This window comes from Streptomyces sp. NPDC056948, assembly GCF_042674225.1.
Lineage (GTDB): Bacteria > Actinomycetota > Actinomycetes > Streptomycetales > Streptomycetaceae > Streptomyces > Streptomyces purpurascens.
This window is the reverse complement of the sequence record NZ_JBHUQX010000518.1, coordinates 1-5,756: the sequence shown is the minus strand read 5'-3', so window position 1 is coordinate 5,756 and position 5,756 is coordinate 1. Positions and strand designations below refer to the sequence as shown.

Annotated in this window: 7 protein-coding genes; all 7 read right to left on the bottom strand. The window is 71.0% G+C overall.

The window, feature by feature from the left end; genetic code table 11:
* Positions 1-29: 29 nt before the first annotated feature.
* The 7 genes from lgt to ACFTZL_RS39940 all read right to left on the bottom strand — a co-directional run bounded on the left by lgt (position 30) and on the right by ACFTZL_RS39940 (position 5,732).
* Positions 30-974 carry a prolipoprotein diacylglyceryl transferase gene (lgt, locus tag ACFTZL_RS39970; RefSeq protein ID WP_382593959.1) on the bottom strand — a complete coding sequence of 315 codons (945 nt, stop codon included), beginning with the start codon at positions 972-974 and terminating at the stop codon, positions 30-32.
* 84 nt (positions 975-1,058) lie between these two features.
* Positions 1,059-1,835 (bottom strand): DsbA family protein, encoded by a 777-nt coding sequence (locus ACFTZL_RS39965; RefSeq protein ID WP_382593956.1) that lies wholly within the window; start codon positions 1,833-1,835, stop codon positions 1,059-1,061.
* An 86-nt stretch (positions 1,836-1,921) separates the two neighbouring features.
* Positions 1,922-2,740: a tryptophan synthase subunit alpha gene (gene trpA, locus ACFTZL_RS39960; RefSeq protein ID WP_382593953.1), complete on the bottom strand. Its 819-nt coding sequence runs from the start codon at positions 2,738-2,740 to the stop codon at positions 1,922-1,924.
* On the bottom strand, positions 2,737-4,023 hold the full coding sequence (trpB, locus tag ACFTZL_RS39955; protein WP_382593950.1) for a tryptophan synthase subunit beta: 1,287 nt from the start codon (positions 4,021-4,023) through the stop codon (positions 2,737-2,739). The genes trpA and trpB overlap by 4 nt, the downstream gene beginning before the upstream one ends.
* A 76-nt stretch (positions 4,024-4,099) precedes the next feature.
* A complete protein-coding gene (gene trpM, locus ACFTZL_RS39950) occupies positions 4,100-4,315 on the bottom strand; it encodes a tryptophan biosynthesis modulator TrpM (protein ID WP_382593966.1) in 216 nt (71 codons plus the stop codon).
* Between the two features lie 33 nt (positions 4,316-4,348).
* A complete protein-coding gene (trpC, locus tag ACFTZL_RS39945; RefSeq protein ID WP_184596632.1) occupies positions 4,349-5,158 on the bottom strand; it encodes an indole-3-glycerol phosphate synthase TrpC in 810 nt (269 codons plus the stop codon).
* Between the two features lie 139 nt (positions 5,159-5,297).
* On the bottom strand, positions 5,298-5,732 hold the full coding sequence (locus ACFTZL_RS39940) for a DUF2752 domain-containing protein (RefSeq protein WP_382593962.1): 435 nt from the start codon (positions 5,730-5,732) through the stop codon (positions 5,298-5,300).
* Positions 5,733-5,756 lie beyond the last annotated feature (24 nt).

The following is a 5,756-nucleotide window of genomic DNA, read 5'->3' as shown; positions in this document are numbered from 1 at the left end:
CGGTCACACATACACGTACGGGGGGACGGTCAGGTCTTCTTCGCCGACCCGGCCCCGTCCTTGGCCTCGTCGTCCTTCGCCTCGTCCTCGGCCTCGTCGTCCTTGCCGACGGCGTCATCGGCCTTCTCGCCCCCGTCGGCTTCACCGCCGGAGGCCGCCGCGCCGGGCTCCACGACGTCTTCCCGGCCGGGGCTCTTCTTCGACGAGATCACCAGGTAGGCGACCGCGAGCAGGAACACGAAGATCGCGGTCCACACGTTCAGCCGGAGGCCCAGAATGTGGTGGGCGTCGTCGACGCGCATGTACTCGATCCATCCACGCCCCGCGCAGTACGCGGCGACGTACAGCGCGAACGCCCGCCCGTGTCCGAGCCGGAAGCGGCGGTCGGCCCAGATGACCAGGACCGCGACGCCGATGCACCACAACGACTCGTACAGGAACGTCGGGTGGTAGGTGCCCGGCACCCGCCCGTCCGCCGAGGACGTGATCTCCAGGGCCCACGGCAGGTCGGTCGGCTTGCCGTACAGCTCCTGGTTGAACCAGTTGCCCCAGCGGCCGATGGCCTGGGCGAGGGCGATGCCCGGGGCGACGGCGTCGGCGTAGGCCGGCATCGGGATGCCCCGGCGACGGCAGCCGATCCACGCGCCCAGCGCACCCAGCGCGATCGCGCCCCAGATACCGAGACCGCCCTCCCAGATCTTGAAGGCGTCCACCCAGTCACGGCCCTCGCTGAAGTACAGCTCGTAGTCCGTGATCACGTGGTAGAGCCGACCGCCGACCAGGCCGAAGGGCACGGCCCAGACCGCGATGTCGGCCACCGTGCCGGCCCGCCCGCCCCGGGCGATCCAGCGCTTGTTGCCGAGCCAGACGGCAACGAAGACGCCGATGATGATGCAGAACGCGTAGCCGCGCAGCGGAATGGGGCCGAGGTACAGCACCCCGCGCGACGGGCTGGGAATGAAGGCAAGTTCCATGGCAAGGTCGACGCTACCCTGCCGCACCGGGCCCACGGCAGGCGGCCCGGCTACGGGTCCATAACGGGGGCGAGAGAAAAGCCCTTACCCCTTGTTCGCCTCCAGCACCATCTTCTTCAGCTTCGCCGGGGTCATCGCCCGGTCCTGGTAGATGTTCTCACCCTTGAACAGCACGGTCGGCGTGCCCGAGAAGCCGCCCTTGTTGAAGGCCTGATGGGACTTGGCGACCCAGCCGTTGTGCGTGCCGTCCTGCACGCACTTGCGGAAGGCCGGGGTGTCCAGGCCGTCGACCTTGCCCGCCAGCTCGATCAGCTTGCCGTTGTCGGCGTAGGCGTCGTCGACCTCGGGGGGCTGGTTGTCGAAGAGCACGTCGTGGTACGCGGGGTACTTCCCGGCGTCCTGGGCGCAGGCCGCGGCGTTGGCCGCGTTGCGGGAGCCGGTGCCGCCCATGTTGCCGTCGATGAGGGTGACCAGGTGGTACTCCGCCTTCAGCTCGCCGGCCTCGGTCAACTCGTGGATCACCGGCCGGTACCTCGTCTCGAAGGACTTGCAGGCCGGGCAGCGGAAGTCCTCCCACACCGTGAGCGTGGACTTGGCGCTGTCCTTGCCGACCGGGATGGCGAGGCCGTCCTTGCCCTGCGCTCCCGAGGGGGCCACGACCGGGCCCGACGCCTCGCTGTCGTCCTCCTTGCCGGCGTTGGCGGCGACGACGCCGATCACCGCCGCGAGACCCAGGACGGCGACGACGGCCCCGCCCACGATCAGCGCGCGCCTGCGCTTGTCCGCGGACTTCTGCTTCTCACGCTCGACCGCCAGCTTCTCCCGGGCGGTGCGCTTTCCCTCACGGTTCTTCTCGCTCACACCCCGGAAACGAACCGGGGAGGCGCAGCGCGCCTCCCCAGCCCCAGGTCCACTCGTACGAGGGACCGGTATGACTTCCCGGTTTCTTACGCCTGTCCGCGCACGCCCTTCGCGAGGTCACCCGCGAGCGCGCGGACGGCCTCGACACCGGCCGCGTCGTCCGGCGCGTCCAGCATGGCCTTGACGAACGCCGAGCCGACGATCACGCCGTCGGCGAAGCCGGCGACCTCGGCGGCCTGGGTGGCGTTGGAGACGCCGAGCCCGACGCAGACCGGCAGCCCGGTGCCGGCCGCCCTGGTGCGATCCACCAGGTCCTCGGCCTGCGAGCTGACGGTCGCGCGGGTGCCGGTGACGCCCATGAGGGAGGCGGCGTAGACGAACCCGCTGCCCGCGGCGGTGATGTCCGCGAGCCGCTCGTCCTTGCTGCTGGGGGCGACGACGAAGACCGTGGCGAGCCCGTGCTTCTCCGCGTGCTCCCTCCACAGCGCCGACTCCTGCACGGGCAGGTCGGGCAGGATGCACCCGGCGCCGCCCGCCTCGGCGAGCTCGGCCGTGAACCGCTCGACGCCGTAGCGGTCGATGGGGTTCCAGTACGTCATGACCAGGATGGGCTTGCCGGTGGCCCGGTGGGCCTCGCGGACGGTGCGCATCACGTCGGCGATCTTGACGCCGCCGCGCAGGGCGATGTCGTCGGCGGTCTGGATGACGGGACCGTCGAGGACGGGGTCGCTGTGCGGCAGACCCACCTCGACGATGTCGGCGCCGCCGTCGATGACGGCCTTGATCGCCTCGATGCCGCCGTCCACGGTCGGGAACCCGGCCGGGAGGTAGGCGATGAGCGCCGAGCGCCCCTCGGACTTCGCCGCTGCCAGGGTGTCGCCCAACAGCCGGATGTTGCCGCTCACTTGGCGTCCCCCTCGATCTCGGCGGTGTCGGTGTCCGCGTCGGCGGCGACCTCGGCGTCGGTGTCGTAGAGGCCGAAGTAGCGGGCGGCGGTGTCCATGTCCTTGTCGCCGCGGCCGGACAGGTTGACCACGATCAGCCCGTCCTTGCCCAGCTCCTTGCCGACCTCCAGGGCGCCGGCCAGCGCGTGGGCGCTCTCGATGGCCGGGATGATGCCCTCGGTACGGGACAGCAGGCGCAGGGCCTGCATGGCCGCGTCGTCGGTGACCGCGCGGTACTCGCCGCGGCCGGAGTCCTTGAGGTAGGAGTGCTCGGGGCCGATGCCCGGGTAGTCCAGACCGGCCGAGATCGAGTACGGCTCGGTGATCTGGCCCTCCTCGTCCTGGAGGACGTACGAGCGCGAGCCGTGCAGGATGCCGGGCTCGCCGGCGGTCAGGGTGGCCGCGTGCTCACCGGTCTCGACGCCGTGGCCCGCCGGCTCGCAGCCGATGAGGCGTACGTCCGTGTCCGGGATGAAGGCGTGGAAGAGGCCGATGGCGTTGGAGCCGCCGCCGACGCAGGCGACGGCCGCGTCGGGGAGGCGTCCGGCGCGCTCCAGGAGCTGGCGGCGGGTCTCGACGCCGATGACCCGGTGGAAGTCGCGGACCATGGCCGGGAAGGGGTGCGGGCCGGCGACCGTACCGAACAGGTAGTGCGTGTGGTCGACGTTGGCGACCCAGTCGCGGAAGGCCTCGTTGATGGCGTCCTTCAGCGTGCGGCTGCCGGACTTCACGGAGATGACCTCGGCGCCGAGCATGCGCATGCGGGCGACGTTGAGGGCCTGGCGCTGGGTGTCGATCTCGCCCATGTAGATCGTGCACTCGAGGCCGAAGAGCGCGCACGCGGTGGCCGTGGCGACGCCGTGCTGGCCGGCGCCCGTCTCGGCGATGACGCGGGTCTTGCCCATGCGCCGGGTGAGCAGGGCCTGGCCGAGCACGTTGTTGATCTTGTGGGAGCCGGTGTGGTTGAGGTCTTCCCGCTTCAGGAAGATCCGTGCGCCGCCGGCGTGCTCGGCGAACCGGGGCACCTCCGTGAGCGCCGACGGGCGGCCGGTGTAGTTGACCAGGAGGTCGTCGAGTTCCCTGGCGAACTCAGGGTCGTGCTTGGCCTTGTCGTACTCGACGGCTACTTCGTCGACTGCGGCGACGAGGGCCTCCGGAATGAACTTGCCGCCGAATGCCCCGAAGTAGCCTTCGGGGTTGGGGGTTTGTCCCTCGGGGTCGGGGATGAAGAACTGACTGGGCATGCGGATACCTCACGGTGAGTGTGTTGGATGCACTAGTCGCCGTGGGGGCGGGGAATCGGTTGTCGGCTGCGGGCCGTCAGTGGCTTGTCGCGCCCGCGCGGCGGTAGCCGCAAATCAAACAGAGCCCCGCGCCCCTTACGGGGCGCTGCTGCCATCGCATGCCATTCACCTGGCCCGGCTCATCACCGATGACGTACCGCACGCGGCGGCCGTGTACCCGGCGGGCCGGGGCGCGGCAGCCGCGGGGGCGGCAGCCGCGCGCGAGGCGGGCGTACCGGTCCACGGTCGTCATGGTGAGAGTCATCGGGGCAAGCCTAGCGGGAGATCAGCTCCGGCCGTGCCGGAGTGCGGGGTGTTCGCCCGCTGCCACCAGGTCGGAGACCGCCGTCTTGGGGTCCTTGCCGGTGACGAGGGACTCTCCGACCAGGACCGCGTCGGCGCCGGCGTTGGCGTAGGCGATGAGGTCGTGCGGGCCGCGGACGCCGGACTCGGCGATCTTGATGATGTGGTCGGGGATCTCGGGGGCCAGGCGCTCGAAGGTGCCGCGGTCGACCTCGAGGGTCTTGAGGTTGCGCGCGTTGACGCCGATCACGCGGGCGCCCGCGTCGACCGCCCGCTCGACCTCGTCCTCGTCGTGCACCTCGACGAGCGGGGTGAGCCCGATGGACTCGGCGCGCTCGATGAGGGACTCCAGGGCGGGCTGGTCGAGGGCCGCGACGATCAGCAGGACGACGTCGGCGCCGTAGGCCCGGGCCTCCCAGAGCTGGTACGACGTGACGACGAAGTCCTTGCGGAGCACCGGGATGTCGACACGGGCGCGGACCGCCTCGAGGTCGGCGAGCGAGCCTCCGAAGCGCCGCTGTTCCGTGAGCACCGAGATGACGGCCGCGCCGCCCGCCTCGTAGTCCGCGGCGAGCCCGGCCGGGTCGGCGATCGCGGCCAGCGCGCCCTTGGACGGGCTGGAGCGCTTGACCTCGCAGATGACCTTGACGCCGTCGCCGCGGAGTGCCGCCGCGCCGTCCTTGGCCGCGGGAGCCTTCGCCGCGCGCTCCTTGAGCTCGTCGAGGCTGACGCGCGCCTGCCGCTCCGCGAGGTCGGCACGGACTCCGTCGATGATCTCGTCGAGCACACTCACGCGAGCGGCCCCCTTCCAAACGGTTGACAGTTCCAGCGACCAGTCGAAAACCGATGGTCACTGCGATGGTATCCGCAGCGGGGCGTAGGCCTCACATCCGGTTGACGCCGGTCCCCCTACCTGGACGTCTGCCCGTTGATCAAGGGTGGAGCCAGCCACCGAAGGGCAGGTTCCGGACAACCGTGAAGACCAGCAGCAAGACGCCGAGGCTCCACACCTGCGCCGGCCGGGGATCGATCCGCAGGGGGCGCCCGCGAACCGCGTGGACCACCCATACGGTCCACAGTACGGCGAAGCCCAGATAGCCGAGGACGGCGAGCGCGTTGTCCTGGAGCGCCGCCGCGACGTCGCCGTGGACGAAGGCGTGCGCGCTGCGCAGTCCGCCGCAGCCGGGGCAGTACAGGCCGGTGTAGTGCAGCAGCGGGCAGACGGGGTAGTGGCCGGGTTCGTTGGGGTCCACCGTGCCCACGTAGGCGAAGGCGGCGGCGACGGCCGCGAGCACCCCGGCGGGGGCGGCCAGGCGGCTCGGGACGCTGCGCGTCACCCTTCGGCTGTCGGCGTTCACGGTATGCATTGTGCCCCGCACACGCGTGAGGGG